Source organism: Limosilactobacillus oris (genome assembly GCF_025311495.1).
GTDB lineage: Bacteria > Bacillota > Bacilli > Lactobacillales > Lactobacillaceae > Limosilactobacillus > Limosilactobacillus oris_A.
On the sequence record NZ_CP104398.1, the window covers coordinates 837,463 to 864,460 of the forward strand.

Annotated in this window: 28 protein-coding genes, 1 pseudogene and 1 other annotated feature; of the genes and pseudogenes, 10 read left to right on the forward strand and 19 right to left on the reverse strand. The window is 49.2% G+C overall.

What is annotated here, in order from left to right:
• Window positions 1–280 precede the first annotated feature (280 nt).
• On the reverse strand, window positions 281–646 hold the full coding sequence (rplL, locus tag N4599_RS04345; protein ID WP_003716085.1) for a 50S ribosomal protein L7/L12: 366 nt from the start codon (window positions 644–646) through the stop codon (window positions 281–283).
• Window positions 647–708: 62 nt separating this feature from the next.
• Complete coding sequence (gene rplJ, locus N4599_RS04350; RefSeq protein WP_003716123.1) at window positions 709–1,209, reverse strand: 50S ribosomal protein L10; 501 nt, start codon at window positions 1,207–1,209, stop codon at window positions 709–711.
• Window positions 1,210–1,240: 31 nt separating this feature from the next.
• Window positions 1,241–1,357 (reverse strand) — a sequence feature (ribosomal protein L10 leader region).
• A 205-nt stretch (window positions 1,358–1,562) separates the two neighbouring features.
• Between rplJ and N4599_RS04355 the strand changes: the two genes are divergently transcribed.
• Window positions 1,563–2,939 (forward strand): amino acid permease, encoded by a 1,377-nt coding sequence (locus N4599_RS04355; RefSeq protein WP_260902474.1) that lies wholly within the window; start codon window positions 1,563–1,565, stop codon window positions 2,937–2,939.
• A gap of 223 nt (window positions 2,940–3,162) precedes the next feature.
• Here the strand turns inward: N4599_RS04355 and N4599_RS04360 are convergent, their stop codons facing one another.
• The 14 genes from N4599_RS04360 to N4599_RS04425 all read right to left on the reverse strand — a co-directional run bounded on the left by N4599_RS04360 (window position 3,163) and on the right by N4599_RS04425 (window position 14,977).
• Window positions 3,163–4,353: an aminotransferase-like domain-containing protein gene (locus N4599_RS04360; protein WP_260902221.1), complete on the reverse strand. Its 1,191-nt coding sequence runs from the start codon at window positions 4,351–4,353 to the stop codon at window positions 3,163–3,165.
• Window positions 4,354–4,734: 381 nt separating this feature from the next.
• Window positions 4,735–5,427, reverse strand: a complete 693-nt coding sequence (gene rplA, locus N4599_RS04365) for a 50S ribosomal protein L1 (protein ID WP_003716166.1) — start codon at window positions 5,425–5,427, stop codon at window positions 4,735–4,737.
• Between the two features lie 95 nt (window positions 5,428–5,522).
• The gene (gene rplK, locus N4599_RS04370; RefSeq protein ID WP_260902224.1) at window positions 5,523–5,948 is read right to left on the reverse strand and encodes a 50S ribosomal protein L11; all 426 of its coding nucleotides are present in this window, start codon (window positions 5,946–5,948) and stop codon (window positions 5,523–5,525) included.
• Between the two features lie 176 nt (window positions 5,949–6,124).
• The gene (gene nusG, locus N4599_RS04375) at window positions 6,125–6,670 is read right to left on the reverse strand and encodes a transcription termination/antitermination protein NusG (protein WP_003716015.1); all 546 of its coding nucleotides are present in this window, start codon (window positions 6,668–6,670) and stop codon (window positions 6,125–6,127) included.
• A gap of 109 nt (window positions 6,671–6,779) precedes the next feature.
• The gene (secE, locus tag N4599_RS04380) at window positions 6,780–6,956 is read right to left on the reverse strand and encodes a preprotein translocase subunit SecE (RefSeq protein WP_003716062.1); all 177 of its coding nucleotides are present in this window, start codon (window positions 6,954–6,956) and stop codon (window positions 6,780–6,782) included.
• Window positions 6,957–6,967: 11 nt separating this feature from the next.
• The gene (gene rpmG / locus N4599_RS04385; RefSeq protein WP_191363201.1) at window positions 6,968–7,117 is read right to left on the reverse strand and encodes a 50S ribosomal protein L33; all 150 of its coding nucleotides are present in this window, start codon (window positions 7,115–7,117) and stop codon (window positions 6,968–6,970) included.
• Window positions 7,118–7,181: 64 nt separating this feature from the next.
• Entirely contained in the window at window positions 7,182–7,928 is a 747-nt protein-coding gene (gene rlmB, locus N4599_RS04390; RefSeq protein WP_062812457.1) for a 23S rRNA (guanosine(2251)-2'-O)-methyltransferase RlmB, read from the reverse strand.
• On the reverse strand, window positions 7,918–8,331 hold the full coding sequence (locus N4599_RS04395) for a Mini-ribonuclease 3 (protein ID WP_004564552.1): 414 nt from the start codon (window positions 8,329–8,331) through the stop codon (window positions 7,918–7,920). Before N4599_RS04395 ends, rlmB begins: the two co-directional genes overlap by 11 nt.
• An 11-nt stretch (window positions 8,332–8,342) precedes the next feature.
• The gene (gene cysS, locus N4599_RS04400) at window positions 8,343–9,758 is read right to left on the reverse strand and encodes a cysteine--tRNA ligase (RefSeq protein ID WP_260902231.1); all 1,416 of its coding nucleotides are present in this window, start codon (window positions 9,756–9,758) and stop codon (window positions 8,343–8,345) included.
• 397 nt (window positions 9,759–10,155) lie between these two features.
• On the reverse strand, window positions 10,156–11,019 hold the full coding sequence (locus N4599_RS04405; RefSeq protein ID WP_260902233.1) for an IS3 family transposase: 864 nt from the start codon (window positions 11,017–11,019) through the stop codon (window positions 10,156–10,158).
• A 17-nt stretch (window positions 11,020–11,036) separates the two neighbouring features.
• Complete coding sequence (locus tag N4599_RS04410) at window positions 11,037–11,732, reverse strand: helix-turn-helix domain-containing protein (RefSeq protein WP_062812850.1); 696 nt, start codon at window positions 11,730–11,732, stop codon at window positions 11,037–11,039.
• A 158-nt stretch (window positions 11,733–11,890) separates the two neighbouring features.
• A complete protein-coding gene (locus N4599_RS04415; RefSeq protein WP_260902235.1) occupies window positions 11,891–13,024 on the reverse strand; it encodes a PIN/TRAM domain-containing protein in 1,134 nt (377 codons plus the stop codon).
• Between the two features lie 26 nt (window positions 13,025–13,050).
• Complete coding sequence (gene radA / locus N4599_RS04420) at window positions 13,051–14,427, reverse strand: DNA repair protein RadA (RefSeq protein WP_062812459.1); 1,377 nt, start codon at window positions 14,425–14,427, stop codon at window positions 13,051–13,053.
• 13 nt (window positions 14,428–14,440) lie between these two features.
• Window positions 14,441–14,977: a dCTP deaminase/dUTPase family protein gene (locus N4599_RS04425; protein WP_039930098.1), complete on the reverse strand. Its 537-nt coding sequence runs from the start codon at window positions 14,975–14,977 to the stop codon at window positions 14,441–14,443.
• A gap of 128 nt (window positions 14,978–15,105) precedes the next feature.
• Here N4599_RS04425 and N4599_RS04430 point away from each other — a divergent pair, with 128 nt between their 5' ends.
• The 3 genes from N4599_RS04430 (at window position 15,106) to N4599_RS04440 (ending at window position 17,689) form a co-directional block, all read left to right on the forward strand.
• The gene (locus tag N4599_RS04430) at window positions 15,106–15,402 is read left to right on the forward strand and encodes a GNAT family N-acetyltransferase (RefSeq protein WP_260902240.1); all 297 of its coding nucleotides are present in this window, start codon (window positions 15,106–15,108) and stop codon (window positions 15,400–15,402) included.
• Between the two features lie 10 nt (window positions 15,403–15,412).
• Window positions 15,413–16,096 carry a ribose-5-phosphate isomerase RpiA gene (gene rpiA, locus N4599_RS04435; RefSeq protein ID WP_260902242.1) on the forward strand — a complete coding sequence of 228 codons (684 nt, stop codon included), beginning with the start codon at window positions 15,413–15,415 and terminating at the stop codon, window positions 16,094–16,096.
• 252 nt (window positions 16,097–16,348) lie between these two features.
• On the forward strand, window positions 16,349–17,689 hold the full coding sequence (locus N4599_RS04440) for a C1 family peptidase (RefSeq protein ID WP_260902245.1): 1,341 nt from the start codon (window positions 16,349–16,351) through the stop codon (window positions 17,687–17,689).
• Between the two features lie 69 nt (window positions 17,690–17,758).
• Here N4599_RS04440 and N4599_RS04445 read toward each other — a convergent pair whose 3' ends face one another.
• From N4599_RS04445 to N4599_RS04455, 3 genes are all read right to left on the reverse strand, one after another.
• Entirely contained in the window at window positions 17,759–18,625 is an 867-nt protein-coding gene (locus tag N4599_RS04445) for an alpha/beta hydrolase (RefSeq protein WP_260902247.1), read from the reverse strand.
• Window position 18,626: 1 nt separating this feature from the next.
• Window positions 18,627–19,310, reverse strand: coding sequence for a 2,3-bisphosphoglycerate-dependent phosphoglycerate mutase (locus tag N4599_RS04450; protein ID WP_260902476.1), 684 nt, complete (start codon window positions 19,308–19,310; stop codon window positions 18,627–18,629).
• A gap of 66 nt (window positions 19,311–19,376) precedes the next feature.
• Complete coding sequence (locus tag N4599_RS04455) at window positions 19,377–20,327, reverse strand: AEC family transporter (protein ID WP_260902479.1); 951 nt, start codon at window positions 20,325–20,327, stop codon at window positions 19,377–19,379.
• 178 nt (window positions 20,328–20,505) lie between these two features.
• Here N4599_RS04455 and N4599_RS04460 point away from each other — a divergent pair, with 178 nt between their 5' ends.
• The 6 genes and pseudogenes from N4599_RS04460 to N4599_RS04485 all read left to right on the forward strand — a co-directional run bounded on the left by N4599_RS04460 (window position 20,506) and on the right by N4599_RS04485 (window position 26,957).
• Window positions 20,506–22,266 (forward strand): hypothetical protein, encoded by a 1,761-nt coding sequence (locus N4599_RS04460; RefSeq protein WP_062812466.1) that lies wholly within the window; start codon window positions 20,506–20,508, stop codon window positions 22,264–22,266.
• A gap of 141 nt (window positions 22,267–22,407) precedes the next feature.
• Window positions 22,408–23,199 (forward strand): annotated as a pseudogene (locus N4599_RS04465) (IS30 family transposase); the annotation flags it as partial.
• A gap of 88 nt (window positions 23,200–23,287) precedes the next feature.
• A complete protein-coding gene (locus N4599_RS04470; RefSeq protein ID WP_191363194.1) occupies window positions 23,288–23,995 on the forward strand; it encodes an NUDIX hydrolase in 708 nt (235 codons plus the stop codon).
• A 117-nt stretch (window positions 23,996–24,112) separates the two neighbouring features.
• Complete coding sequence (locus N4599_RS04475; RefSeq protein WP_062813014.1) at window positions 24,113–25,555, forward strand: nicotinate phosphoribosyltransferase; 1,443 nt, start codon at window positions 24,113–24,115, stop codon at window positions 25,553–25,555.
• Window position 25,556: 1 nt separating this feature from the next.
• Complete coding sequence (locus N4599_RS04480) at window positions 25,557–26,105, forward strand: cysteine hydrolase family protein (RefSeq protein WP_003674828.1); 549 nt, start codon at window positions 25,557–25,559, stop codon at window positions 26,103–26,105.
• Between the two features lie 21 nt (window positions 26,106–26,126).
• On the forward strand, window positions 26,127–26,957 hold the full coding sequence (locus tag N4599_RS04485; RefSeq protein ID WP_062813012.1) for an alpha/beta fold hydrolase: 831 nt from the start codon (window positions 26,127–26,129) through the stop codon (window positions 26,955–26,957).
• Window positions 26,958–26,998: the final 41 nt, after the last annotated feature.

Genomic DNA, 26,998 nt, shown 5'->3' on the forward strand with positions numbered 1-26,998 from the left:
ATAATGGCTAGTGGCTTTCCTTGACTATCGACTAATAAAAATCAAATCATAAGAAAGAAGTGCCGGCGGGCTTTTAAACGACTAATCAGTAGATAACAGAATTGAAGGTGTGCGGTGATCTATTCACCTCTATGCAGCACCTATAAAAAAAGCGGGAGTGCGCTACACACCTTCATTTCACTCCCCCTTTTCAAGTCCTAATAATAAGTCAGCTCCGCCGTGACAGAATTAATTTTAAAATAAAAAAGAGGCTGGGTTAATACCCAACCTCGCTAAAGAACTATTTAAGGGTAACAGTAGCACCAGCGGCTTCAAGCTTTTCCTTGATGTCGTTAGCTTCGTCTTCCTTAACGTCTTCCTTGATAGCAGAAGGAGCACCGTCAACAAGGTCCTTAGCGTCCTTCAGGCCAACACCAGTGATGTCCTTAACGGCCTTAATAACCTTAACCTTAGCGGCACCTGGTTCAGTCAATTCAACAGTGAAGCTGTCCTTAGCAGCAGCGTCGCCACCGGCAGCACCGGCAACAGCAACTGGGGCAGCAGCTGAAACGTCGAATTCTTCTTCGATTGCCTTAACAAGATCGTTAAGGTCAGAAATTGATGCTTCCTTTAATGAAGCAATGATAGCATCCTTATCAAAAGCCATGTTTATTTCCTCCAATATTTAGGTAATTGATTTTGATTTGATATTGAACCGATAAACGGTAATTATGCGGCTTCGTCTTCCTTGTCGGCAACGGCCTTGACTGCCCGGGCAATCTTCCGCATTGGGTCTTGCAATGCAGATGCAAGCATGGACAACAGGTCTTCACGACTAGGCATCGTAGCGTATTCGTTGATTTCATCAAGAGTCTTGACACTCTTTTCGATGAAGCCACCCTTGATTTCAAGAGCGTCGTGATCGTCAGCGAACTTCTTCAAGATCTTAGCTGGGGCAATTGGGTCCTCATCGGAGAAAGCCACAGCAGTTGGACCAACAAAAGTTGACCGCAGATCTTCGTAGTCGGTACCTTCAACGGCCCGGTCAAGAATCTTGTTCTTGATAACTGACATCTTGACACCGGCATCACGGAGCTGCTTACGCAAGTCAGTAACTTCGGCAACAGTCAAACCACGGTAATCAACAACGATAGCTGATTGGGCGGCGTTAATCAAATCAGCGGTTTGCTTAACGACTTCCGCCTTCTTAGCAATAGCTGCTTCACTCATGAATTTTCACCTCCTGCAATGTATTTTGATCGGATTTATAAAAAAATCCCTATGACCGCAGACATAGAGAAGGAATTTACATTTCTTCCTCGGCAGGCAATATTAAGGCTTGCGCCACCTGAGTCTTAGGCAGAGTCATATTTAATCAACTTTAATAGTATAGCATAGTCGTTGGCTTGCTGTAAAGCACCTTTTGCAATCTATCCCGATTCCTTTTTCGAATTATAATTCTTCTAAAATAAGCATTTTACATTAAGTAAGGAAATCATTAAACTGGATATCGTAAAGAAGGAGTGATTAATTTGCATAATCAAGGCCATATCCGGCACACGCTCCAGTCCCGTCACCTGTCAATGATCGCTCTTGGCGGCACGATCGGTACCGGCTTGTTTATTGCCTCCGGTTCAGCTATCACCACGGCGGGTCCCGGTGGCAGCCTCGTCGCCTATTCCATTATGGGACTAATGGTGTTCTTTTTGATGACCAGTCTAGCTGAAATGGCAACCTATAATCCCCGCAGCGGGTCGTTTGCAGAGTACGCCAACCGCTACGTCGACCCAGCGCTCGGCTTCGCAATGGGCTGGAATTACTGGTTCTGCGGTGCGATTACCGTGGCGGTTGAACTGTCGACCGTTGGCATCGTCATGAACTTCTGGTTTCCCCACGTTCCCGGCTGGATTTTCAGCCTGCTTGCCTTTGTCATTATTTTTATCATTAACTATTTCTCGGTTCGGGCATACGGGGAAACCGAGTTTTGGCTGGCCCTGCTCAAAGTCGCGGCCGTAGTTATCTTCGTAATTGTCGGCATTGCGGTTATCATGGGCCTAATCGGTGGGCATCACGCGCTCGGCTTTAAGAACTTTACCTACAAGCAAGCGCCGTTTGTCAACGGAATTCCCGGCATCATCAGTGCCTTTGTCGTCTCCGGCTTCTCCTTTCAGGGAACCGAAATGGTCGGCATTGCCGCCGGGGAGTCTGCCGATCCGCAGCACAGTGTTCCCCGGGCAATCCATGCGACATTCTGGCGAATCTTATTATTCTACGTCCTGACGATTTTTGTCATCGCCTGCATCCTGCCCTACACGAATAAGAACCTATTGAGTTCCGACGTCAAGGATATTATCACCAGTCCCTTCACGCTGATTTTCCAGTATGCGGGGCTGTGCTACGCTGCGGGCATCATGAATTTCGTAATCTTAATTGCGGTCCTGTCATCGGCTAATTCCTGGCTGTACGCCATCTCCCGAATCCTCTTCTCCCAGTCAATGGACGGTTTCCTCTGGACGGGATTCCGGGCCGTTAACCGCCGGGGGATTCCCATTTTGAGTTTTCTGGCAATGGCCGCGCTTAGCCTCGCCATGTGGGCCCTCCAATTTATCGGTCCCAACGTCTACAACTACCTGATTTCCGCGAATAGCTTAGGCGGCTTTATGGAGTGGCTGGGGATTGCTATTGCTCATTTCCGCTTCCGCCGTGGTTTCCTGCGGCAGGGCCATTCACTGGACGAATTGGACTACCACGCCGGCCTTTTCCCGTTCGGTCCCATCTTTGCCTTTGTCCTTTGTGTCATTGTGATTGCGGGACAGAACGTTGACGCCTTCATCAAACTGGACTGGTCCAACATCCTGATTACCTACATGTCCGTCCCGCTCTTTATCTTCTTCTACTTCTATTACAAGCTACGACACCACACACACCTGGTACCATTAGACAGGATGAAATTAAAATAACTCGGACTTAACGTAAATGGAGAGTGAGAAAAAACGCTCCAAATCGGCTAGCAAGCTGATTTGGGGCGTTTGTCTTCGAACCTCCACAAGGATGGCTAAGTTGGTCAAACGCTGATAAATCAGCGTTGGAACTGCCAGCCAGCTACTGCGCTGAGGCATTACTAACTTTAAAATATTAAAGAGGTTGAGTTAATTCCCAGCCTCCATTTTTCTATAAATTAATTTACTTCACTGCTTCTTGGAGGGCTTCACCCAACTGCTTCATCCCCGCCTTAATCTTGTCCTCTTCGGCGTTGGAGTAGTTCAGGCGGAAGGCCCCTGGCTGTGGCTTGCCAGCAAAGAACGGGTCGCCCGGAACAAAGGCCACGTTGTGTTCCAGACACTGCTTAAATAACTCAACCGTGTCATCAACCCCCGGCACTTCGACCCAGAGGAACATCCCACCCTCCGGATCGGTGTACTTAACGCCGGCCGGGAAGTATTCCTTGATTCCTTCAACCATCAATTCCTTGCGCTTGCCATAGAGCGCGCTGATTTCCTTAACGTGGGCGTCTAAGTCATTATGCACCAAGAATTCAACCACGGCGTACTGGGCCAGGTTGTCGGTGTGGAGGTCAGCAGACTGTTTAAGCACCGTCAGCTTATCAACTACCTTAGCATCGGCCACTAACCAGCCAAGCCGGAAGCCGGGGGCCAGAGTCTTTGAGAAAGTACTCATGTACAGGACGTGGCCATCCTTGTCAAAGGACTTAACCGCGGGCACGTGCTGGCCAGCAAAGCGAATCTCACCATACGGGTTATCTTCCAGCACTAGGACATCGTACTTAGCAGCCAACTCAGCGAGCTTTTGGCGCCGGTCCGCTGGCATTGTCCGCCCGGTCGGATTCTGGAAGTTTGGCACCGTGTAGATTAACTTAGTCGATGGGTTCGCCTTCAGCGCTGCCTCGAGGGCATCCATCTTCATCCCATCATCGTCCATCTCGACACTGACAAAATCAGCACCGTAGGACTTGAAGACGTCCAGGGCACAAAGGTAGGTCGGTTGCTCAACCAGGACGGTGTCGCCAGGATTGACAAATGCTTTCCCTACTAAGTCCAGCACCTGCTCAGAACCGGTGGTTACCAGGACATTTTCTAACTCACCCGTCACGTTTTCCTTTTGTTTAACGTGTTCTAAGATTTGTTCACGCAGGGCGGTTACACCCTTGGCGGCCCCGTATTGCATGGCTTCTTGGCCGTGTTCTTCAAAGGCCAGGTCAACCGCCGCCTGCATTTCCTTAACCGGGAATAATTCAGGAGCTGGCAGGCCACCAGCAAAGGAAATAATTTGCGGATCCGCCGCTGCCTTTAAAATGGCCCCAACCGCATCCGTGCCGTCTGCTGGAACTCGTTTAGAAAATTTAAACTCTGTCATTGTCGTCACTCCTTATTCGTGGTTAATAATAAATTAGATATTTCTAATAGAAATATCATTGTTTTGTAGTATACAATACAAAGTTGCGATTGTGAAGCACATTTTGCAAGAAGCTAATTTAAATTAATTTTGGTTCAAACCGGCCGTTACCATCAGTAAATTAATTTAAAAAATAAAAGAGAGTGAGAAAAAACACCCCAAATCGGCTAGCAAGCTGATTTGGGGTGTTTGTCTTCGAACCTCCGCAAGGATGGCTAGGTTGGTTAAACACTGATTTATCAGCGTTTGAACTGCCAGCCAGCTACTGCGCTGAGGCATTATTAATCTATAAAATAGTTAAGAGGTTGAGTTAATTCCCAACCTCTCTTGATTATCCCATGCTTAGAAGCTTTCCAGGTCAAGCGTAACACTTGGGCCGAAAGTTGAAGCGATGGAGGCGTGCTTGATGTAAGTACCACGCACTGAAGCAGGACGAGCCTTAACAACGATGTCTTCCAACGTCTTCAGGTTTTCAACCAGCTTGTCAGTGTCAAAGGATACCTTACCAAATGGCACAGCAACGTTACCATCCCGGTCAGTCCGGTAAGTTACTTGACCAGCCTTGGCGTCAGAAACAGCCTTGGCAACGTCCATCGTAACCGTACCAGTCTTCGGGTTTGGCATTAAGCCCTTAGGACCAAGGACCCGACCCAGGCGACCAACCTTAGGCATCATGTTTGGCGTAGCGATTGCAACGTCAAAGTCTAACCAGCCGTCTTGGATCTTTTCTACCAAGTCATCGGAGCCAACAAAGTCAGCACCGGCTTCTTCAGCAGCCTTAGCGTTGTCACCTTCAGCGAAGACGATCACGGTTTGGTCCTTACCAGTACCGTTAGGCAAAACAACGGCACCACGTAATTGCTGGTCTGCTTGCTTAGTATCTACGTTTAAGTTGAATGCAACTTCGATTGAAGAGTCAAAGTTAGCAAAGTCAATGTCTTTTACCAATTGAACTGCGTCGTTAACAGCGTAAGCTTTCTTAGTGTCAACCTTTTTAAGCGCATCTTGGTACTTCTTACCACGATTCTTAGCCATCTTGTGTTTTTTCCTCCTTGCAAATGTGGTCTAACGGAGTTAATACCTCCCACGGAGACGCACCACTTTAATGGGACGTCCGGACTGCCGAGCAATTAGTCTTCAACAGTGAAGCCCATGCTCCGTGCAGTACCTTCGATCATGCGCATCGCTGCTTCAACGTCAGCGGCGTTTAGATCTTGCATCTTCGTTTCGGCGATTTCCTTAACTTGGTCCTTGGTTACAGAAGCAACCTTCTTCGTGTTAGGTTCACCGGAACCGTGTTCAACACCAGCGGCCTTCTTCAGTAAGACAGCAGCAGGCGGCGTCTTAGTAATGAAGTCAAATGAACGGTCCTCATAAACGGTAATTACAACTGGGATCAGCATACCCTTTTGGTCAGCGGTCCGTGCGTTGAATTCCTTCGTGAAGCCCATGATGTTAATACCTGCTTGTCCAAGTGCAGGACCTACTGGTGGAGCTGGTGTTGCTGCACCGGCAGGAATTTGCAACTTGACAACGTTAGCTACTTTCTTTGCCACGAGACAAAACCTCCTTAGTCCGTGTTGTGGTCATGATGAGGCAGAAAATTTACCTCTCCCACAGTATGTTAATAGCATACCTTAAAAAAATACCATAATTAGACGGGCATTTCAAGCCTGGATGTTGCCCTTTCCGCGAAGCAACTGCTAATGGGGCACCTCCTCGCGCAGGGCAACTATTCCACCGTATCGACCTGGTCAAAGCCTAATTCGGCAGACGTTTCCCGGCCAAACATTTCGACATTGACCTTCAGCTTCTGCTTTTCATGGTCGACTTCGGTAACCTTCCCGGTCAGGTCAGCGAACGGTCCAGCAATTACCTTGACGGTGTCGCCTTCCTTGACGTCAATATCACTGACGGTAATGTCAGCCCCCATCCGCTTCATGATCCGCTCTACTTCATCGGGAAGCAGCGGCGTTGGCTTGGAACCACCACCGTGAGAACCCAAGAATCCGGTTACCCCTGGCGTATTCCGGGCGATGTACCACGCTTGGTCAGTCATGATCATTTCGACCAGGACGTAACCGGGGAAAGTATTTTCAGTGACCTCTTTAGCCTGGCCATCCTTAACTTCCCGAACCGTTTCTTCCGCAACCACTACCCGAAAGATGTAGTCCTGCATCCCCATTGATTGGGCCCGTGACTCCAAGTTGCTCTTCACCCGGTTTTCGTAACCAGAGTAGGTATGCAGCACATACCAACGTTTTTCATGCGATTCCACGATGAATCCTCCTCTTTGATTTAACTTTTGCCAAAATAAAAAAACTTCGTATCTCCACGAAGCTCATCACAGTTAGTATAGCAGACCGCTATTTGTTTTGCCACTATTGTTAAACAAATAGCTTCATAAATGATTGAATTAACCAGTCGAAGAGGGCAAAGAACAGGACAAAAAATAGGGTCAGGGAAATAACAATTGTCGTATCCCGCCGGTTTTCCCGTGCCGTTGGCCAAACAACCAGCTTCATTTCATGGTTAACACTTTTAATAAATCGAATCAAGTGCATAGTATCCTCCACTATTTACTCTCGCGGTGCAATGTATATTCCCCGCAATGTTTGCAAAACTTGCGCAGCTCTAACCGGTCTTGGCGGTGTGGATTAGCGGCCACCGTATAGTTTCGCGCCCCACACTTGGTACATTCCAAGGCCACCTTCTTTTGGGACATACTAACACCTCCACGTACAGTATAGACTATCACGAATCCCCAGGGAAAAGCAAGCTAACCGGGCTTATAAGGGGTGCCGGGAATTAAAGCCCTGGTAGATCAACAGGCTGGCGGCAACACTGGCATTAAGGCTCTGAACGTGGCCAATCATCGGAATCGTCAGCATCTCGTCGCAGTTCTTCTTGAGCAGGGGCGAAATTCCCTTGCCTTCATTACCGATTACCAGTGCCACAGCACCATGGGCATCCCAGGTCCGGTAGTCCCGCCCCTTCATGTCGGTTCCAAAGAGCCAAACGCCACGGTCTTGCAACTCCTTGGCGGTCTGAACGAGGTTAGTAACCCGGGCAACGGGCACGTGTTCCAACGCTCCCGTTGAAGTCTTCGCCACGACCGACGTCAACCCCACCGCCCGGCGCCGGGGAATGATAATCCCGTGCACCCCGGCCGCATCCGCAGTTCGAATAATCGAGCCCAGGTTGTGGGGATCTTCCAGTTCATCCAAAATCAGGAAAAACGGGTCCTCTTGCTTTTGGGCGGCGTTTGCAAAGAGGTCGTCCAAGTCAGCGTACTGGTAAGCCGCCACTGCCAGCGCTACCCCCTGGTGGTTTTGGTGGTCAGTCAGCTGGTCCAGTTTCGTCTTCGGAACTGTGGAAACTACCAGACGCTTCTGCTTGGCGAGCTTAATGATTTCCGCAATCGCGTCTGCTTTCAGTCCGGCCTGGACGAATACCTTGTTAATTTCCTGGTCGGCCTTGAGGGCCATTACCGCGGGGTGGCGCCCAATAATAAAGTCAGTATTTTCAGTTTTCATGCTTTGTCCGCCCTTCTTCAACTTGTTTAATACACCATGCTGCTAGTTCAGCCAGTCGCTCTTGCTGACCTGAAAGCTGGAGGTACCCCATCAGGGCCTCAAACCCCGTCGAAATACGGTAAGTCAGCACCGAGGTGTGCTTGGCGTGGGTGTGGCTGTTAGCGTTGCGGCCCCGTTTGAAGTAGGCCCATTCTTCCGCGGTCAAGAGCTCATCAGCCTTCATCAGGTCGATCAGCGCTGCCTGAGCCTTTGCTGAGACGTAGTGGGTCGCAATGTGCTGCAGCTTGGTGGGCTTGCTAAGCCCCGTGCTTAATAAATGCTGGCGGATAAACACTTCATAGACGGCGTCGCCCAGGTAGGCGAGCGCAATCCCGTTCAACTGCTGGTAGTTTGCTTCTTCCATACTTTTGCTTATTACTGCTCCTTCTTGTAACGCGTTCCCTGGGGAGTATCTTCAAGGATAATCCCCTGTTGTTTTAATTCATCCCGAATTTGGTCGCTGCGAGCGAAATCCTTGTTCTTCCGGGCCTGGTTCCGCTCCTCAATCAGCGCCTTGATCTGTTCGTCGTCAATGTGGTTATCATGGGCAACGAGCTTGATGCCAAAGATGCTGATCAGCTGGGCCAGCTTGTCCTTGTATGCCTGGAGGGCCCCCTGCTTGACCGCTGCTTGCTGGGCGTAAGTGTTGGCCGCCTTGACCAGCTCATAAACCACGGCAATCCCGTTTTGCACGTTGATATCATCATCCATGGCCGTGGTAAAGCGTGCGGTAAAGTCTGCCAGCTGCTGGGTTACCAGTGCGTCGTCTCCTGCTGCCGCGTCCTGCTGTCGGTAGGTCAGGTTGTCGTAAGCGGTCTGGATGTGTTCCAGGTTATTTTTAGCATCCGTCAGGTTATCCTCGCTGTACTGGATGGGCCGCCGGTACTGGGTCGTTGCCATAAAGAAGCGTAGCACCTGCGGGTCGACCGTCTTGATAATATCGTGGACAGTAATGAAGTTGTGCAGGGACTTGCTCATCTTCTCGTTGTCCTTGCCAATCGTTACAAAGCCATTGTGCATCCAGTAGCGGACGAAGAGCTGGCCGGTCGCCGCCTCACTCTGGGCAATTTCATTTTCGTGGTGGGGAAATTCAAGGTCCTGTCCACCGGCGTGAATATCCAGGGTCTGACCGAGGTACTTTGTGGACATTACCGAGCATTCGATGTGCCAGCCAGGACGGCCCTGGCCCCATGGGGAATCCCAGCTGATTTCACCAGGCTTGGCCGCCTTCCAGAGGGCGAAGTCCATCGGGTCCTCCTTTTTGCCAATCTCATCGGCGCTGACGTGTTCACTGGCACCAACTTCCAGGTCGTCAATCGACTGCCCAGACAGCTGACCGTAGTGGGCAAACTTCCGCGCCCGGTAGTAAACATCCCCGTCGCTTTCGTAAGCATACCCCTTCTCAATCAGTGTTTGGACAAAGGCAATGATGTCGGGAATGTTTTCGGTTGCCCGGGGGTGCTTGGTTGCCGGTTCAATATTAACCGCCGTCGTGTCCGCCATAAAAGCCTGGATGAACTTATCCGCCAGTTGGGGCACGGTAATCCCCTGCTCATGAGCGGCCTTGATCATTTTGTCATCCACGTCGGTGAAGTTAGAAACGTAGTTGACCTGGTAGCCTTTAAACTCAAGGTAGCGACGAACGGTATCAAAGGCGATGGCACTACGCGCGTTGCCAATGTGAATATAGTTATAAACGGTGGGACCACAGACATACATATTAACAACCCCCGGGTGGAGGGGCTTAAATTCTTCTTTTTGCCGGGTTAAAGTATTGTATATCTTCAGCATTTTGATCTTCTCCCATCGTTGATTGAAATCTTCCCAATAATTTTAACACATTCGGCCTACCGGTTCGGGATTTTCTCACCATAAACAATTTTTGGAATTTTGGTCATACTTTCTTCACATTTAATTGTTACTATAATAACCGTAGCAAGGAGCAATCCTTACTACATTCAATGAAACCTATTATTTTTCAATTACTCCTCCCAATAGTAACCGAAAAAATAATAAAAATTGCGAAATCTCCCCCAAGATTATCGTAATACTCCCTAATGAGATAGCTCCCAAGCTATCTCTTTTTTGTACTAGCTAGCCAAACAACGGCGCAGTACACAGATGGGCTCCAGTGCTCGGCAGTTTGGACTGCACCCTGTCAAGTAGACAGGTAATTATACAATGAATGTTAGGCAGCTTGATGCCGGTATTCTACCGGGGTCAGGCTGTTTAATTTTACTTGATAACGGTGATGATTGTAGAAGTAGATATATTGATCAATTGAAGTGACTAGTTCCTCATAGCTTCGGAAGATTTGTCCATAGTAGGCCTCGTCCTTATAGTGGCTCCAGAAACTTTCCATCGGGGCATTATCAATGCACTTCCCGACGCGGGACATACTGCGACTGATACCATGCTCGGCCGTCAAACGAGCAAACTCCTTGGAAGTGTATTGGAAACCACGATCACTATGAAGTAATGGTTTGGCAGTCGGATAGAGTTTTAAAGCCTGTTCAAGCGTCTTCATTACCAATGGGTTGTCATTGCGCTGGCTAACGACATAACTAATAATCTCGCCGTTGTATAAGTCCTTAACAGCACTGAGATAGGCTTTTTGACCATTACCATAAGTCAGATATGTTACATCAGTTACCCACTTTTCATTTAACCGTTTAGCTGTGAAATCGCGGTTAAGGAGGTTCGGCTCATAGCTTTGTCCACGAGCGATTGTGCAGCTGTGACGAGGACGACGAATCACCGCCCGCAGGTTCATTTCAACGAGAAGTCGCCGAATGCGCTTGTGGTTGTAGTGGCAGTTATAGCGGCGATTAATGAGCATCGTTAGTCTGCGGTAGCCCCAGGTACCCTTCATTTCCCAATAGGCCTGTCTGAGCCGCGCTTTTAGTTGCTTATTGACTGCTTCTTTAGTAGGAAGTGGTCGGGAAAGCCAGCGATAGTAAGCTGATCGTGAGACCTGGGCAAGAGCACAAAGTCGCTTGACTAATTGCCCTGGAAAAGCCTGACAAGTAGCCTGAATGGCCTGATATCGCATCAGATGACTACGATTATTTACTTCTTGTCTTCGTCCTCCAGGGCACTTAATTTTTTTAGGAAGAAGTTTTCCGCGGCGAGGTCTTGATTGCGGGCTTCTAGTTCCTTAATCCGCCGTTCCAATTGTTCTTCTTTACTTAACTTAGCCAAAGCCGGTTTTTGCATTTGATGTCCGCGATGATCAACGAGTGCTTTTCGACCGTCACGTTCATATTTCCGAACCCAGCTATAAACCTGGCTGTAAGAAACACCATACTTCCTCACCGCTGTTTGGTAGTCCTTATCATTGGCAAGCGTGAAGTGGACAATTTCCAGCCGTTGATCGTAAGTAGTTTTCCGCGGTGTTTTCATCTTGGTAGAACCTCCCGTAATCTTCTTCAAGGTTTTACCGTTAGTATACTGGTTCACCCAACGCATGAGAAGACTACGACTGGAGATATTATACTTACGACAGCACTCTAGTTGCGAGTAATGATTGTCCAGATAATCCAGGACCGCCGCTCGCTTGAGGTCAGTAGGATAACGGCGACAAGTGTGTGACTCCTTTAAGCCCGCCACCCCATTATTCTGGTAGTTAACGATCCACCTTCTTAAAGTTGTCCTGGCAATTCCCAGTTCTCGGGCCACCCCGCTTAAAGAGTGCTTTCTCTCCAGAACCTTTACCACGGCTACTAGCCGCTGATTTAGAGTATGATTACTAGTTCGATTGGACATAAAAACTCCCCCTAGAGTTAGATACAGAATTTTGTATAATTCCGTGTCTACTCTAAAGGGAGCATATCAGTTTGCCGAGCTCTGGAGCCCATTTTGCTTTCGAAAGACTGGGTGTGTGCCGTCACGCACCTAGCCATTATTAATTCATCATTTTGAGATTACTTCTTGTCCTTCTTATCCTTGGCAGGATTTTGACTATTGATTCCCTTTTGGGAGTGTACCGGCCGGGCAAAAATCATCCGCCCCGCATCCGTCTGGAGGGCGCTGGTGACCTCGACCTCAATCGGTTGGTTCATGAAGTAACGGCCATCCTCAACTACGACCATCGTGCCATCATCCAGGTAGGCAACCCCCTGCTGGCGTTCCGTCCCCTTCTTGACCACGACCACGTTGAGCTTTTCGCCTGGAATGACCCGTGGACGCAGCGACTTTGCCAGGTTATTGATGTTTAAGACATCAACGTTTTGGAACTGGATGACCTTGTTGAGGTTGTAGTCGTTAGTGACGATCGCCCCGTTGACCTTCTTGGCGAGGGCAATCAGCTTACTATCGACTTCCGGAATATCCTCAAAATCACCGTCGTACATCTCGATTGGAACGATTTTTTCCTTGCGCAGCTTATTCAAAATATCTAAGCCCCGCCGACCGCGGACCCGCTTGATGCTTTCGCCCGAGTCAGCAATGTATTGCAGCTCGTAGAGGACGAAATTCGGCACCAGTAGGGTTCCTTCTAAGAAGCCGGTCTTGACCAGGTCGTAGATCCGCCCATCAATCAGGATATTAGTGTCCAAAATCTTGTAATGGTGATAGTTGGCGTCCTGTTGCTTGATGACCTCATGCTGGCCCCCAGCGTCCTTATTGCGGCGCAGGGTTGCCAGGTTTTTCCAATCATCCAACCGTGAGGTCCCAATCTTGAAACCGTAGTAACTGAAGACAATCATCAGCAGAATCGGCAAAACATTGTTGATTACCGGAATCCGGGTCCGCCAGAGGGGAATTGAAATTAGGACGGCCAGCACAAGGCCCAGGATCGTGAGCAGGGCCCCAAAGAAGATATAAATCGGGCTCTTGCTGGTCAGGTCATGCTCCACCTGGTGAATCACGTTCAGGGTTGGCTTCATGAGTGCTAAGGATAATAACCAAAAAATAATAGCACCGATGGCAACATCCATGAAGAACAAAAGCGAACGGTCAAGTTGCCAGTTAAAAACATCCCAGAGCAGTGGCAGGTAGTAAAAACCAACCGTTGCCCCAAGCAATATATAAATCAAGCGAATTATTCGTTTCAGCATTAATTGCATCCCTCCTTAAAATTAACCTAGCCGAGGGCCAGCCGGAGTGCTTCACGTAAAGTCGTAACCCCGACGACCTCAATCCCGGTTGGTGGTGTCCACCCCTTTAAGTTGTTCTTGGGGATGAAGATTCGTTCAAAGCCGAGCTTCTGCGCCTCAGCGACCCGCTGTTCAATCCGGTTCACCCGGCGAATTTCACCGGTCAAACCGACTTCGCCAACGAAGGCGTCGGCGGGACGTGTCCCCTTATCCCGGTAGCTGGAAGCAATGCTGACCGCGATTGCCAGGTCGATTGCCGGTTCATCCAGCTTGACACCGCCCGCTGCTTTGAGGTAGGCATCCTGATTTTGCAGCATCAGGTTGGCTCGCTTTTCCAAGACGGCCATTATCAATGATACTCTGTTTCGACTTAAACCGGTAGCAGTTCGCTGCGCATTCCCGTAGACCGTGGGAGTCACCAGGGCTTGAATTTCTACCAGAATGGGCCGCGTCCCCTCCAGGGAAACCACTACGGAAGAACCGGTGGCATCACGAAGTCGTTCCTCAAGAAAAATCTCTGAGGGGTTCTTGACCTCACTGAGGCCGTTGGTGTGCATTTCAAAAATCCCCAGTTCATTGGTCGAGCCAAAACGGTTCTTGACCGAGCGGAGGATCCGGTAAGTATGGTGGAGGTCCCCTTCAAAGTAGAGCACTGTGTCCACCATGTGCTCCAGAATCTTCGGCCCGGCTAGGGCACCGCCTTTGGTCACGTGGCCCACGACGAAAACCGTAATGTTATTGCTCTTGGCAATTTGCATCAACTGGGCAGTAACTTCCCGAATTTGAGAAACACTACCGATTGCTGAACTGACGTCCGTTGCCTGCATTGTTTGGACAGAGTCAATCACTACGTATTCGGGCTTGAGGTCACGGATCGTTTCCTTAATACTATCCATATTGGTTTCCGGGTAAACATAAAATTCATCCCCGGACACGCCGAGGCGTTCTGCCCGCATCTTAATCTGGGTGCCGCTTTCCTCTCCTGAAACATACAGGACCCGGTGGTGTTCGTCACTGAGCTGGCCGGAAACCTGAAGAAGGAGGGTTGATTTCCCGATACCGGGATCCCCACCAATCAGGATTAGGGAGCCAGGAACGATCCCACCACCGAGAACCCGGTTCAGCTCATTGAGCTTGGTCTTGACCCGGGGCGTTTCCTTACTATTAATTTCACTAATTTTTTGCGGCTTAGCAACCAACCCGGTCAGGGTCGTCGTTGCCCGCGTCGCCGCGGCCTTGCTTTCTGATTGAACTTGTTCTTCTACCAACGAGTTCCATTCCCCGCAGTTGGGGCACCGACCAAGGTAACGGCGGGAGCTATAACCGCAATTTTGACACACGTACTGTGTCCGTACCTTTGCCATTCCTTATTTCTCCTTACTTTTTCGTTGAACCAAAGCCACCTGTCCGCTGGGCCTGGGGGGCTGTTTCTTCATCGGCAAGCAGGTAGGGCAGGAAAATTCCCTGGCCAATCCGTTCGCCCTTCTTGATGTGGTAATCTTTCAAGCCAAAGTTAATTAATTGGAAGAAAATTTCTCCCTCGTTGCTCTCGTTGTCATAGTAGTCGGCATCAACAATCCCGATTCCGTTGGGCAGGATTAGCCGCCGCTTGAGAGGACCACTCGACCGGTTGGCTAACAGGAGAAACTCGTCCTTGCCCATGTAGGCCTTGATGCCAGTTGGGACCAGGTATGGTTTCAGGCACTTATCCGCCGCCTGAAAATCAGCGTCGCCCAGCTGCTTTTGCTGGTGAAGGGTCCACAGTGCTTTGAGAAAATTCCCCTTCCAGATTGACGGGAGGGTAAAATCTTCTGAGGCAGCAAAATCATACCCTGCGGCCTGAGCTGTCTGCCGCTGGGGGAGGGTTAGCCCCTGGTCCTTCTTGGCCGTGACAATTTTAAATCCACGTTTCACTTTCATTCACCTCGTTAACGTAATCAGTGCTTTTAATATTATAGGATAGATTAAAAGTGAATGGTATTGCTTAGCTTGACTTTTCAGCTGACTTTATTGAAAATTAAAGTTGATTGGATGTGATTAAGATGCAATTTCAAGTTGAAGATCACCGGATTGTTGCCAGCGACCCTGGTCAGCCGTTGATTGGCGAAATCAGTTTCCCCGCCGTCAGCGACGACCGGGTCGTGGTGGAGCGTGTGTTTGTCCACCCTGATTACCAGGGCCAAGGCATCGCTGCCCGGCTGGTCCAACACTTTGTGGACTACGCCAAGGAACAGCACTGGACCGTCAAGTTAATGTGTCCTTACGCTAAGGCCCAGTTTAAGCAGCATCTGGAATACCAAGAACTGCTATTGCCAAAAGATCGGATCAATCTCAACTAGGAGGATGAAAATGAATCAAGACGAATTAAAAGCACAAACGGGACGGGAATCTGTCAAGTACATTAAGTCCGGCATGATCGTCGGCCTGGGAACGGGCTCCACGGTCCGCTACATGGTCGATGAACTCGGTAAGCAGGTCCAGGAAGGCAAGCTCACCGACATCATCGGGGTTACGACCTCCACCCGGACGGCTAAACAGGCCCGGGACCTGGGAATTACCATCAAGGATATTGACGACGTTGACCACATCGACCTGTGCATTGACGGAGCCGACGAGGTCAGCGACGACTTCCAGGGAATCAAGGGTGGCGGTGGCGCCCTCCTCTGGGAAAAGATCGTTGCCAATGCCTCCAACAAGATCATTTGGATCGTTGACGAAAGCAAGCTGGTCCACAAGCTCGGCAAGTTCCCGTTGCCAGTCGAAGTCATCCCCTTTGGCGCTCAACTGGTCTTCAACCGGCTGGAAAAGAAGGACTACAAGCCAAGCTGGCGGATGGACGGTGACCACAAGTTCCTGACTGACGAGAAGAACTACATCATCGACCTCCACCTGGAAGAAATTGACCACCCGGTAGAACTGGCCGACGAACTGATCCACATGGTCGGGCTCGTTGAAACCGGTCTCTTCCTCAACCGGGTCAACGACGTCATCGTCGGCACCCAGAATGGTCCGAAAATTTTGCACGCCCGGTAACGGATATTTAGATAAGAGGCTGGGAACTAACCCAACCTTTTAATATTTTAAAGCTAGTAATGCCTCAACGCAGTAGCTGGCTGGTAGTTCAAGCGCTGATAAATCAGCATTTGAGCTACCCCAAATAGGCTTGCTGCGCGGCGTATCCATCCTTGCGGGGGTGGGACTACGAACTAGACAAGCTAGTTCTGTCCCACTCCCTGTTCGTTTTGTTTTATAATAAAGTTTAAGTAATGCTAAGGAGGATTTTTAATGAGTTTTTCCATTTCTAACGAAGACATCGCTAATTTCCGGGCCGACTACAACAGCCGGCGGGACAGTCGCGTCTTAGAGCGCACCGTCACCAAAAACGGGGTCCGCAATGCCAGCTTTGATTGGCACTCCATTGCTGACGACACCCCGCACTTTTCGATTGACCTCAAGACGGGAGACGTAGCTGACCAAAAGCAATCCGGCCGCTGCTGGATGTTCGCCGCCCTCAACACCATGCGTCACGAGATGCAGCAGAAGTTCAACCTGCCCGACAACTTTGAGCTCTCCCAGGCCTACCAATTCTTCTGGGACAAGTTTGAAAAGGCCAACTACTTCTACGAAAACGTTATTCGGACGGCCAACAAGCCCACCGATAGCCGGAAGGTAGCCTGGCTGATGGCTGCACCGCAAAGCGATGGTGGACAATGGGATATGCTTTGTGCCCTAATCAGCAAGTACGGGGTGATGCCAAAGGCCGCCATGCCAGAATCATTCAACTCCAGCAACTCCCGGGGAATCAACGACGTCTTAAACAACAAGCTCCGCCACGACGCCGTCATCTTGCGGGGGATGATCAACAACGACCACGCCAGCAAAGACGAATTAAACGCTACCCGGCAGAAGATGCTCAACGAGGTCTACCGGATGCTGGCCTACACTTTTGGCGAACCAGTCCAACACTTTGACTTCGAATACCGGACCAAGAAGGACAATGAATACCACCGCGATGCCAACATCACGCCACAGGAATTCTTTAAGAAGTACGTCGGCTGGAACCTGGACGACTACGTATCAATCATCCAGGCCCCAACCGCGGACAAGAAGTACCACCAGACCTACACCATTGATATGCTGGGGAACGTGGTCGGGGGCCGCCAGATCAAGCACCTCAACCTGCCAATGGACGAATTCAAGCAGCTGGCGATTGACCAGTTAAAGGCCGGTGAAAGCGTTTGGTTCGGTTCCGATGTCGTTAAGTACTCCGAAACCAAGCTCGGAATCATGGCCCTCAACACCTACAAGTACGACGAACTCTTCGACGTGGACCTCGACATGACCAAGGCCGAAATGCTTGATTACGGTCAGAGCATGATGGACCACGCAATGGTCTTGACCGGGGTTGATATTGTGGACGGCAAACCAACCAAGTGGAAGGTCGAAAACTCCTGGGGCAATAAGGTCGGTCACAAGGGCTACTTCGTCATGAGCAACGAGTGGATGGACCAGTACTGCTTCCAGGTTGTCATCAACAAGAAGTACCTGTCTGACAAGCTACTGAAGGAACAGGCGCAAGACCCAATCGTTCTCAAGCCATGGGACCCAATGGGAACGCTGGCCTAAGAAAATAAATTTAATGGATAGCAAAAGGTCGTAACTGGACGAAATTTCGTCCGGCTACGACCTTTTTACTTACTTCACTTTTTTATCCAAGAATTCCAGAACGGTCTGGTAGATTCGTTCGCTCCAGAAATCCTTTTCGTGGTTGGCACCCTTTACCCGGTAAGCGGCAACATCATAGCCGTCCGCTTCCAGCTTATCGTACATCTTGACCATTTGCTGGTAAGGGACGACCTTGTCAGCATCGCCGTGAAAGAGAAGGAATGGCGGGTAATCCTGTCCCGGTTTGACTTGGTCGAGCGGGCTCATATCCTTAGCGATTTCCGGCCACTTCTTGCGATCCATCCCCAGCAAGCAGAACTTGAGCAGTTCGCTGCCCGGGACCGCCGCCGTGTAGTCGAAGGTGTCGAGCACGTCCATCGGGGCAAAGCAGCTGACGACCGCGTTGACCCGGTCAGACTCGGTCCGATAGAGGTGACCAGCATAACGGGGATCATCACCGGTCAGGCCGACCAGCATTGCCGCGTTGGCACCGGAGGACGTCCCCCAAATCGCTACCCGGTCGGGATCAATCGCAAACTTAACTGCTCGCCGCCGCAGGTAGCGGATGGCCGTCTTAACGTCCTCCAGGAAGGCCGGGAACGGGTAGCCATCGAGGGTATTCCGGTGTTGAACTGTCGCCACGACATAGCCCGCCTTAACAAACTGAACCAGCTGGGGAATCTGTTCCCCCATCTTGCCAACCCGCCAGGAGCTACCCTGGACAAAGACGATCAGCGGCCGGGGCGCAGGATGGTACTTGAGGGGGAAGCGCTGGGTCCAGGGCTCCAGAATCGCCATTTTAAGCGGCCGCCCATCCACCGCCGCGTAAGTAACGTTGTCAATCAGGCGTACCTGTCCTGTCAGCTCTGGATTATTTTCAATCTCATGAATTACCATCTTATTCGTCCTCCGTCGTGATAAAGGTCTTCTTAACTACGTGCAGGTGCTCATCGAACCGGTACCAGATTGGCTTGCCATTTGGTACTTCAACCTGGTCAATCTCATCGTCTGGAATTTTATCCAGGTATTTAATCAGGGCCCGCAACGAACTCCCATGGGCTACGATCAGTTGGTTTTTGCCGTCCAGGAGCCGGGGAGCCACCTGGTCTTGCCAAAACGGTAGCAAGCGCCGCTGGGTCATCGCCAGGCTTTCGCTCAACGGCATCTGTACTCCAAGCCGGTCATAACGGCGGTCATGCTGGTGGTGAGCCAGTTTCGGCGGTACTTCGGTATAACCTCGCCGCCAGCGGTGCAGCTGGTCAGCACCGACTTCCGCCTTCACAACAGCTTTATTACGCCCGGACAAGGCGCCATAGTGGCGTTCGTTCAAGCGCCAGGTCTTGTGGACCGGAATATATAACTGGTCAATTTCACCCAAAATAATATTAGTCGTGACAATCGCCCGGGCCATGTAGGACGTGTTGGCATCGGCGAATTGAATGCCGGTCCGCTTGAGTGCCTTGCCGACCGCGACGCCCTGCTCAATTCCCTTCGGTGTCAGCGGGACATCCGTCCAACCGGTGAAAATGTTATCCCGGTTGGCCTGGCTCTGACCATGACGAACGATTACTAAGTCTACCATCTTCATTCTCGCACTCCCTTTACCTTTTCAATAATAGCGTACTTTCGTTGCCTTTACCAAGAAATCCTACAGGAAGGTCTTGATGATTACCATTAGGATTGGAATCACAATCACACTTAAAACCGTCGTTTCCGTCACCATGATGGCGGCGTAGCTATCGTCAGCGTGGTAGAGTTTCGAAACAACCGGGGCGTTAGTCATTACTGGCATCGCAGCCTGGAGAATAAAGACCTGCTTCATCAGCGGCGACATTGAACTCGGCAATACCAACAGGGCCATCAACGCGGGTGCAAAGAGGAAGCGACCCAGCAAAATCCCCCAGGCGTCCCGGGAAAGCCGCATCCGGCTGAGGCCGGCGTTGGAAATCGCAATCCCGATAAAGATCATCGACATTGGAATCGTCAGGGCGCCGATGTAAGAGAGGTCACTCATGATAAACTTCGGCAGGCTGACGTGGAGCATTACTAAAATGACCCCCAGGATAAAGCCCAGCAGTGGCGGTGAAAAAATCTTCTTGATGGCCGTGAGTGGGTCGATCTTGGCCTCGTGCAAACCGTCTTTTTGAATCAGCCAGACACCAAGCGTCCAGAAGAAGGTCGTGTTCGCCATGTAGTAGACGAGAACGTACGGGATTGATGAGTTGCCGAATAGGGCAAGGTTGATGGGCAGGCCGATAAAGACGGTATTGGAATTAAAAAACATCGACGAAAAGAGACCAATGTGGGCGCGCTTGATGCCAATTGCCCGTGCCACCGCAAAGGAAAGGGCAAAGAGAATCAGCATGGAAATCACCGGATAGCGAAGGTCCGGTAGCAGGGTCTTCAACTGCTCCGCCGAAAAGTCGTGCATGATCGTGGTCACCATGTAGCACGGAAGCGAGATTTGGGTGACAAGCCGGGAAATAACTCGGGGCGATTGTTCGTTAAACCAGCCGCGCTCGTTCAGCACGAAGCCGACGACGACCATTATTAGGATAATCAGGACACCGGAGACGGCGGACAGGAAGATGGAGATCATTTTTTCATCTGCTTTCACTCATAAGATACCGTTATTGTACACCCCGAAAGCGATTCCACGTTGGCGGATTTTGCGACAATTTGGGTAAAACGGTTCAAATTCATTCAGCAGCCTAATACTAATTAGCTTATAATAGTAATAATTGTGTTAACTACTAAAGTAAAATGTGAGATGGATAATGAAAGTAAAATGCAAAAAGGTGCTTAATTGGGCCCTGCCTTACCTGGCAATTGCCACGATAATCTACATCATTATGTACCCCCAGCTGATTTCTCACGGGGTTATTCTCGGTACTGACTCAATTTTCCACTTCAACCGTTTCTACGATACTGCCAAGCAAATTCAGCAGGGCAACTGGAGCTATTTTCAAAGTAATTTTTCCTTCCAGCAAAGTGGCCGGGTAATCAATGCCGTCTATGGTCCCCTCTTTGCCTACCTTAACGGGATCCTCCTCGGCCTGCTGGGCACCTGGTTCCGCTACCAGGTCATCTCGAGCTTCCTCGTCTATTTCATCGGTGGCGTGGGCATGTACCAGCTGGCAATTAAGGTCAAGGCCAGTCGGCGGATTGCCCTCCTTGTCAGCATGATTTTTCTCTGCCTCGGTTGGCTACCCCGCTGGGAACTGGCGCAGAACATGAATGCCTGGGGGGCGGCGCTTGCACCATACATGATCATGCTGGGCATTACCATGCTCCAAGATCGAGCACGCCCTGTCCACTGGCTGCCACTAATGAGCCTGATGACCATTATTGTTCAGATTCACCTCCTTAGTTCGCTTTTCTTCACGCTTACCCTCGTGCCCTTCTTCGTGATTGGACTAATCCGAACGAACCACCGGGGACAGATGCTGGCGGCGACCCTCAAGGCGATCGCGGGGACGATTGTCCTGACCGCCAACGTCTGGGGCGCCCTGCTGATGCTCAACCTCCACAACCACATTGCCAAGCCAGCACCATTTGACATGGTCGATAACGCCCTGAAGGCCTCCCGTTTTTCAAGCACCCGGGACTACCTGATCTATTTTTGCTGGCTCCTCTTCCTGCTCCAGCTACTGTACGTCCTCGCGACTTTCCGCCGGTCACTCGTCAACACCACGGTTACTATCATGGGGGCCGTAATCCTCTTTATCAGCTCGGTCTGGTTCCCCTGGTCAATGGTCCAGCACGCGCTGCCAGGCTTACAGACTACCCTGCAGTTTCCCAACCGCCTGACGGTAATCGCCTATCCCCTGCTACTGACGGGAGTCGCATGCAGCTGCCAGCAGCTCGTGATGGCGCCTAAAGCTGATAAACTCCGGCTCCGGGTCATCACGGGGCTGCTCCTCTTCGCCCTCTTCCAAGTGGCAATCCCCACCACCACCAGCGTTTTCCAACGCACCGCCATTTATGAGTCGGACGAAGTCTTGAATACTTCATCCGCCCTTGCCTGGGTAACGCCAAACGCAAAGAGCATTCGGCGTGCGGTTCATAATGACTATCCCGGGCAGCTCCTCCTCCGGGTGGAAAAGCGGGCCCCAGACTACCTGCCGATTCCAGAAAAATACCTGCATAAAAAATACGTGCGGTCTTACGCCTACCAGGACCAGATTATCGACCATTCGAAGGAGTTCAAGCACACGGTCCTGCCGGGCGGCCGACTCCAACTGACTTGGCGGGCCAACCATGCTGGACCCGTACGCTTGCCAATCGTGACCTACCAGGAATCCCGTTTAGTAGTCAACGGGCACCAGTTGCGCCACTACTCACGCTCTTGCGTCGGGGCACCGACCGTTGACCAGCGAAAAGGACGCAACACGGCAGTGCTCAGTTTCTATCAGGCGGGATGGTTTACCGTCCTCCTGGTCGTTTCCCTGACCGGCTTAACCGCCCTGAGTTTCTACGGCCTGTACAAACTGATTCGCTGGGTACCGCAAAAGTACCAGGAAATTATTAACCAGTAGCTAAACAGTAAAGGGGCTGTGACATAAATCCTATTACTTTAGGTAGATTGTAAAATTTAAGTTGAACATTTAAGTGGACAGAAAAACCCATAAAGGTCTTTAATGGTGTTACCACAACATTCCATTGAAAGAAGGACCTTTATGGGCACCACTATGTTATCATTTTCAGACCGCGTTGTCATCGAAACACTTCATAACGAAAAACGTTCCTTGCAGTATATCGCTAACTACTTAGGCTTTAGTAAGACCACTATCTTCAATGAGTTCCATCGTTTAGATGTTGCTTATCAGGCTCGCTTAGCCCAAGCTGACTTCGAAAAGAAGGTCACCCAACGAGGACGCAAATCTTCTCTAACTACTAATCTCAAACAACTGATTGAAGAGAAAATTAAGGTCCAGAAATGGTCAGCTGAACAGGTCGTGCATGTGTTTGGAATTGCCTATAAGTCAATCTACAATTGGATTGACCAAGGATTGCTTGACCTCCAGCTCAAGGACTTACCAGATCACGGTATCCGTAGACATCGGGCCAAAGAAAAGCGCGGTACCTTTAGCCACGGGCGCTCCGTAGAAGAACGGCCTGCTAGTGTTGACACCCGTCAGGAATTTGGCCATTTTGAAGCTGATACTGTTCTCTCTGGTAAGCGTAAGGGCCAAGCAGTCGCCACTTTCGTAGAACGAAAGAGTCGTCTTACCATCGTTAAACGCCTTAATGGTCGTGATAGTCAATCAATGAAGCAGGCAATTGTCGAGCTAGCTCATCAACTTAATGGCAAGCTTAAAACGCTGACCGTTGATCATGGAAAAGAATTTGCGGACTTTCACACAATCGAGGAATTAACCGGTACACCGGTGTGTTTTGCCCACGCCTACTCACCACATGAACGCGGTAGTAACGAAAACCGTAATCGGGTCCTACGACGTTTTATACCCAATTGAGAAATGACATCGCATCATTACAGCACAAAAGGTAAATGCTAAAATAGAAGTAAGTTAATTATCTGGAAAGGAGGAGTCCAGATTGGATAGTAAGATTGTTGCCCGCCCCTTAGTCACCATCACGAATGTCATTTGGAGCTTTAATACAGAATTGCACCGGCCGCAATTATTGTTAATTAAACGGGCCGATGAACCATTAAAGGGCAAGTGGGCCTTGCCAGAAACTCTGTTGCGTAGTCATGAAAGTGCTGATGCAGCGTGTATTCGCTTGATTGACGATAAGATTGGCCTCCAGGTGCCGATGAGTTCAACTGAACAATTGGCTACTTTTACTGATCCCAACCGGGTTACTGGTAGCCGGGCCTTATCATTAGCCTACATGACTTATCTGCCTTCGACGCCCAAGCTGCATCCGGGCTATGGGGCAACGGACGCTCAATGGTTTACCTTGAGTGCTGATCAACGCAAGTATGTAATTAGTCACGATCGGCAGCAATTCATCCTAACGACACCTTCTGACCTTGCGTTTGACCATGTTCAAATTATCAACACCGCCATTAATCGGATCAAAAATAAGCTCGATTACCAACCAGGTATTCTCCACATTCTCGGCGATTCCTTTACCCTGCGTCAGGCCCGGGAAGTCTTTGCGGCGTTCTTAGGAACGACCCTGGATAAAATTGATAATTCCAATTTTAAGAAAACTCATAACCACCTGTTTAAGGAAGTCGGCACCGCCTCATTACAACACTCAGGTCGGCCGCCAAAGTTGTTTAAGCTAAATTGTTAATTTTATAAACTTGCATTTTCAAAAAGAGTATCTATACTAGAAGTAAATAAAAGTCAAAGATACTTTTATTTTTACGATAATTAAAGTACTTTTTACTCAAAAGAAAGTGTGGGTAATATGGATTTACAAATGTTAACCGACCTTTATGAATTCTCAATGGCAAATGGCTATTACGCCATCCTGCCCCATGATCGTCAGGCCCGGTTCGACGTTTTCTACCGGCGGGTTCCTGATAACGGCAGCTTTGTTATTGCGGCCGGTCTCCAACAAGTAGTTGAACAAGTTGCTAACTGGCATTTTTCTAAGGAAAACATTGAATACCTGAAATTATTAAAAGAGTTCAGTCCTAATTTTCTGGACTACCTCAGCAAAATTAAAAACGGCTGCACTATTCAAGCGCTCCCTGAAGGTACTCCAGTATTCCCACGAGAACCAATTATCTCCATTAGTGGTCCATTAATTGAGGCCCAACTCTTAGAAACTTTCGTCCTCAATATTATTAACCACCAGTCACTAATTGCCACTAAGTCATGGCAGATTAACCATGCCGCGCAAGGACTGCCAATAATGGAATTTGGTGCCCGGCGTGCGCAAGGACCCGACGCAGCCACTTATGGTGCACGGGCAGCTGTGATTGGCGGTTGCACCAGTACCTCAAACTTGCAAGCAGCTAGTCAATTCCACATCCCCGCAGCGGGAACAATGGCCCACGCCTGGGTAGAAAGCTTCCCTGACGAACTCAGCGCCTTTCAAGCATGGGCAAAAGTTTATCCAAATAAAATTTCCCTACTGGTTGATACGTATGATGTCCTTAAATCAGGGGTTCCAAACGCTATTCGGGTCTTTAAGCAAGCTCGGGCCAATGGTCATGAACCAGTTGGCATTCGGATTGATTCCGGGGATATTTCTCAACTTGCCATTAAAGCACGCCAGATGCTTGATGAAGCGGGCTTCCTAAAGGCTAAGATCACTGCTTCTAATGCGCTTGATGCCCACGTTGTGAAATCACTGCTGGACGAGGGTGCACCAATTGATAACTTTGGGATTGGTGAAAGCTTGATTACTAGTTCTTCTAGTCCGGTCTTAAGCGGCGTTTATAAATTAGCGGAAGAAAAAGTCAATGGTAAATGGATTCCAACGATTAAGGTTAGTGATAGCCGGGAAAAGGTTACTATTCCAGGTAACAAGCAGGTTTATCGGATCTACAGTAATGACCTGCCAAATAAGGCCATTGCCGATGTCATTGCCCTGGCTGATGAACCCATCACTGCACCGCTCAAGGTTGTTAACTCCAACCCTACCGCAACTAATGCCAGTCAAGTCTTAGCCAACTTTACTGCTAAGCCGCTATTAAAAACCTACTTAACAGCAGGCCAGCCGGTAAAGGTGGAAACGGATGTCTTTAAGATTCAACAAACTTCCCGGCAATTGCTCGCTCAATTACCAGAAGCAAGTAAGCGGCTAGTCAACCCTGATCGCTACCCGGTTTACTTAACCGCTAAGTTAGCTGACCTTCAAGAACAATTGATTACCAAAGCCCAGTTTGCTGAGGAGAATTAAAATGGCAAAAGCATTATTAATTATTGACTACACAAATGACTTTGTCGCTGATAATGGATCCCTAACCGTCGGTAAACCAGCCCAGGCGTTAGAGCAACCCATCATTAGTTTAGCTAACCAGTTTCTTAAAAATAAGGATTACGTGATTCTGCCGACTGATGGTCACTTGAAAGATGATCATTTTAATCCCGAACATCGCCTATACCCACCCCACAATATTATTGGGACTAAGGGACAAAAATTATATGGCAAGGTTGGTCAATGGTTCCAACAAAATCAGACTGATCCCCACGTCTATAAATTTAATAAAAACCGCTATTCCGCTTTCCAGAATACTAATCTAGACAATTATTTACGGGAACGGCGGATTAACGATGTCTGGATCTGTGGAGTATGTACCGATATCTGTGTATTACACACGGCAATTAGTGCATATAACCGTGATTATCAAATTGTCATCCCGCAAAAGGCAGTCGCTACTTTCTCCGAACTGGGAGCAAAGTGGGCAATGGGACACTTCAAGAATGTTCTTGGAACAACGATTCGTTAACGTAAAAGGAAGCATCTAACAATGAGTTTTTATGGCAACCAAACTGAAAGGATGGTTGAATCAGCCACTCCGGGTATTCATTTGCACACAATCACGAACTTAGCTGAAACTCCACAGGTAAATATAATTATCGTTCATGGGTTATCATCATATGCTAAAAGTTATGACCCCTTCGCTAGTTTTCTTGTTAAGCATGATTGCAACGTTTTTCGCTACGATCAGCCTGGTCATGGAAAGTCAGAGGGACCCCGGGGATATATGGATTCTTTAGCTGACCTGTATGAAAATTTACATGTAATGGTTAGAAGGACTAAAACGGCTTATCCAAACCTTCCCCTATTTGTCATTGGTCATAGCATGGGTGGCGAAACAGTCCTCTTATATGGTATAAAGTACCCGCAAACGGTTGATGGATTCGTGGTGGCTGATCCAGTTTCCATTGTTAAAGCACCAAATTCATGGAGTAAGGGTTTAACAGGCGACCCTAAGAAACAATTACCTAACGTGTTAAGTACAGGGCTTAACAGTGATCCACGAGTAGTTCATAGAATTCAAAATGATCCTGCTAATCTGCATCACTTGACAGTTGGAATTTTGCAGAATGAAATTAAGGGAGCTTACTTCCTTCGGGAACACTTAACTGGCTTTAAGGATCCACTATTGTTTTTACAAGGTCAAAAAGACGGTTTGATTGATTATCATGATTCATTAGAAGCTTACGCAATGATTGCTTCTAATGACAAAGAGCTTCACGTCTACTCTTCTCTAATGCACAATATTTTTGACGAGCCCCAACGAAAATGGGATATCTACTCAGAAGTCGTCCAGTGGATTAATCGTCATCGATATTGACACTGAGTTGCAGCTATTAAACCACTTTGAAATTATAAAAG